Annotated in this window: 5 protein-coding genes; 2 read left to right on the plus strand and 3 right to left on the minus strand. The window is 61.4% G+C overall.

Annotated features, from left to right (window positions below; translation table 11 throughout):
* Positions 1-162, plus strand: a 162-nt coding sequence (locus WA989_RS03985) for an SDR family oxidoreductase (protein ID WP_424339225.1), incomplete at its 5' end; no start/stop codon positions are given.
* A 2-nt stretch (positions 163-164) separates the two neighbouring features.
* On the opposite strand, the gene WA989_RS03990 is transcribed toward WA989_RS03985, so the two are convergent.
* From WA989_RS03990 to WA989_RS04000, 3 genes are all read right to left on the minus strand, one after another.
* Entirely contained in the window at positions 165-920 is a 756-nt protein-coding gene (locus tag WA989_RS03990; protein WP_424339221.1) for a dienelactone hydrolase family protein, read from the minus strand.
* A gap of 60 nt (positions 921-980) precedes the next feature.
* Positions 981-1,523 (minus strand): rRNA large subunit pseudouridine synthase E, encoded by a 543-nt coding sequence (locus tag WA989_RS03995; protein WP_424339222.1) that lies wholly within the window; start codon positions 1,521-1,523, stop codon positions 981-983.
* 113 nt (positions 1,524-1,636) lie between these two features.
* Complete coding sequence (locus tag WA989_RS04000) at positions 1,637-1,978, minus strand: hypothetical protein (protein WP_424339223.1); 342 nt, start codon at positions 1,976-1,978, stop codon at positions 1,637-1,639.
* 214 nt (positions 1,979-2,192) lie between these two features.
* On the opposite strand from WA989_RS04000, the gene WA989_RS04005 reads away from it, so the two are divergent.
* On the plus strand, positions 2,193-2,518 hold a 326-nt coding region (locus WA989_RS04005), incomplete at its 3' end, for an MAPEG family protein (protein WP_424339224.1).

Raw genomic sequence — 2,518 nt, forward strand, 5'->3', positions numbered from 1 at the left:
GTGAAGAACCGCATCCCGATGAAACGGGCGGCCGAGCCGGAAGAGGTCGCAAGCGTCATCGCCTTTCTCGCCGGACCGGACGCCAAGTTCGTAAACGGCGTCATCCTGCCCGTCGATGGCGGCCTCAGCGCCTCAAACGGCCAGCCGAACTTTGACGGTTAGGGCTAGCCCTCGGCCTCGCCCAGATAGCGGTCTGTAAAGGCCATGAAGGAGTCCCAGCTCTTCTCGTCGGCGAGGGCCTGATAGCGGTCAGAGCCGAAGACGGTCCAGGCGTGCGGGGCGCCGGAATAGATCTCGACTTCATAGGTGACGCCGGCTTCCTCGAGCATGTTGGCCGTTTCGGCGGCGAGGGAATTGGGAATGCCGCTATCGGCGCCGCCATGCATGATGAGGACGGGCGCGGGCGTGGCCGAATAGTCAGCGCCTTCGGGCGCATCGAGGCTGCCATGGAAGGTCGCGAAGCCTGCAATATCTTCGCCTTCGCCAGAGCGGGCAAGGTCGAGCGTTGCCCCGCCGCCAAAGCAATAGCCCATCACGATGACATCAGTTTCGCCGGATTCAGCGCGTGCCGTTTCCAGCCCGCCAAGGATGCGCGCGCGCATCATCTCGCGGTCATTGTAGAGCTTGCCGACCTGCTCCTTGCGCGCCTCGGTCGTATCAGGGCGGTTGCCTTTGCCATAGAGATCGACGGCGAACGCGTCATAGCCGGCATCGGCGATCATTTCAGCGCGTGTCTTTTCATACTCATCGAGCCCGCCCCAGTCATGGATGATCAGGACAAGGCCTTTGGACTCGCGGGTCGCTTCGGCGAGATAGCCTTCATAGTCTGCGCCATCGACCGTGTAGGTCACGGCTTCCCCGGCCTGTGCGGCGAGCGGAAGGGCAATGGCAGTGAGGGCAGCAGTGAGAGCGAGGCGCATGAGGGTCTCCTTCGGATAGGTCTTTGAAACCCAACCTAGTGCGCACCCCTGAAGTTCCAATCAGACTTCCCGCCATTCGCCGGGCGCAAGGCCATCCAGCGCGTAATTGCCGATCTGCCAGCGGATGAGGCGCAATGTCGGATGACCGATCGCGGCTGTCATCCGGCGCACCTGCCGGTTCTTACCCTCGCGAAGGGCGATTTCGAGCCAAGTGTCGGGGACCGATTTGCGGACGCGGATCGGGGGGTCGCGCTCCCAGAGACCGGGCGGCGGGCCCATGCGACTGATCCTGGCCGGGCGCGTGCGGCCGTCCTTAAGGTCGAGGCCGTTTCGAAACGCCTCCAGAGCCCCCTCATCGGGCACGCCTTCGACCTGCGCCCAATAGGTCTTCTCGGTCTTGTATTTCGGATCCGCGATGCGCGACTGGAGCCGTCCATCATCGGTCAACAGCAACAGCCCTTCGCTGTCGCGGTCCAGTCGGCCTGCGGGGTATACGCCAGGCACATCAATGAAAGCCGACAGTGTCGGGCGAGAGCTGCCTTCGGTTCCCTTGTCGGTGAACTGGCTGAGCACGCCATAGGGCTTGTTGAAGGCAATGAGCATCGCGAACGGTGTCCATCATGAGCCTGCCCGGCGCAAGGGGCGCCCCGCGCAAAAAGAAAAGCCCGCCGGTTCAGGCGGGCTCCTCGTGCAGGCTTACATCTTATTGTTCAGGCCTACTGATTATAGGTCTCGAGATATTCACTGAGTTCGATGTCGCCATCGCTGTCAGCATCATAGTCGGCAAACTGCATCAGATTGTCTTCTCCGCGGTTCTGCCAGCGGGCCCATTCGCTTTGCGTGACGAGGCCATCATTCTGCGTATCGATTGCGAGGAAGACCTGGGTCGCTTTCTGCGCCGTCAGGGCGTCTTCATCAGCGCTCGTCCACGCTTCTGCATGCATCTCGGTATGCATCTTGTCATCCTTCATCTCGCCATCGTTCATGTTCTCGTCGGCGAGGGCCGGCGCGGCTGCAAATGCAGTGGTTGCGGCAAGTGTTGCAATGAGGCGTTTCATAAGTGTCCTTTCCGTTGATTTCATTAGACTTTCAACAAATTTCGGACCATTTTGATGTCTACACTGATACAACGGGCTAAGCGGGTTCATGTTCCGAGATTTTCTGAGACGCGGTGGAGCTGCTCGTGCGGGATCTTGCCTGAAACCGGATTTCTGTTGACGCCCCATGCGCAATCAGCCGATGTGACCCTCGTCCTTGTGGAGGGATAACCGGATGACCCCAATGGAATCGGCCGCGCTTTATGCGGGCCTCTTCGTGATCTTCTTTCTCGTTCTGAAGGGCCGTGTCGGCCAGGTGCGCAGCGGCGAGAAAGTGATGTTTGGCGATGGCGCCAATGAGCGCCTTCAGCGGGCCCAGCGTGTCCAGGGCAACGCGGTCGAGGATGTGCCGGTTACCCTGATTGGCCTTCTCGCGCTCGGCGCGCTCTCGGCCCCGGTCTGGTTGATCCATGCGCTCGGCGCGGGGCTGCTGATCGGCCGCGTGCTGCATGCCGTCGGGCTTTCCGGCTCAAGCGGCGGCAGCTTTGGACGGATGTGGGG

It is taken from the genome of Henriciella sp. (genome assembly GCF_049649345.1).
Taxonomy (GTDB): domain Bacteria; phylum Pseudomonadota; class Alphaproteobacteria; order Caulobacterales; family Hyphomonadaceae; genus Henriciella.

What these genes read in the sequence shown, in the direction of transcription:
- WA989_RS03995 (WP_424339222.1), bottom strand. Translation starts at nt 1,523, where the DNA reads ATGCTCATTGCCTTCAACAAGCCCTATGGCGTGCTCAGCCAGTTCACC.
- WA989_RS04000 (WP_424339223.1), bottom strand. Translation starts at nt 1,978, where the DNA reads ATGAAACGCCTCATTGCAACACTTGCCGCAACCACTGCATTTGCAGCC.
- WA989_RS03990 (WP_424339221.1), bottom strand. Translation starts at nt 920, where the DNA reads ATGCGCCTCGCTCTCACTGCTGCCCTCACTGCCATTGCCCTTCCGCTC.